Annotated in this window: 1 protein-coding gene; it reads right to left on the bottom strand. The window is 65.9% G+C overall.

Annotation, left to right across the window (positions count from 1 at the left end):
• Positions 1-33: 33 nt before the first annotated feature.
• Positions 34-302, bottom strand: a 269-nt coding sequence (locus tag EN807_RS34325) for an FMN-binding negative transcriptional regulator (RefSeq protein WP_189522705.1), incomplete at its 5' end; no start/stop codon positions are given.

Below are 302 nucleotides of genomic sequence, written 5' to 3'. Positions count from 1 at the left end.
AGCGGCTCGCTGGCAATTGGACTGGGTCGGATGTCAAGACGGGATCAGTTGGGCGACGTCGCGATCCGAAGGCCGGTCGCTCGCTGCTAGACCAGTGGCGACACCGGCACGATCGGCAGCGTTGCGGTTCTGGCTCATCTTGCGCTTGCCTTCGAGCCGCGTGATCGGCATGCGCAGGCCAATAATCCCCTTCAGTTGCGCCTGGATGAAATCCGGCGGCGCATCCGATACGGCCCAGGGCGAGGCGCGGCCGCCTTCGTGGAGGGTGGTGAGACGCGTCACCACGTCGAGCAGCCTGTCGG

The sequence above is a fragment of the Mesorhizobium sp. M5C.F.Ca.ET.164.01.1.1 genome (genome assembly GCF_004792125.1).
Classification (GTDB): Bacteria; Pseudomonadota; Alphaproteobacteria; order Rhizobiales; family Rhizobiaceae; genus Mesorhizobium; species Mesorhizobium wenxiniae.
This window is presented reverse-complemented; position numbering and strand designations above follow the sequence as displayed.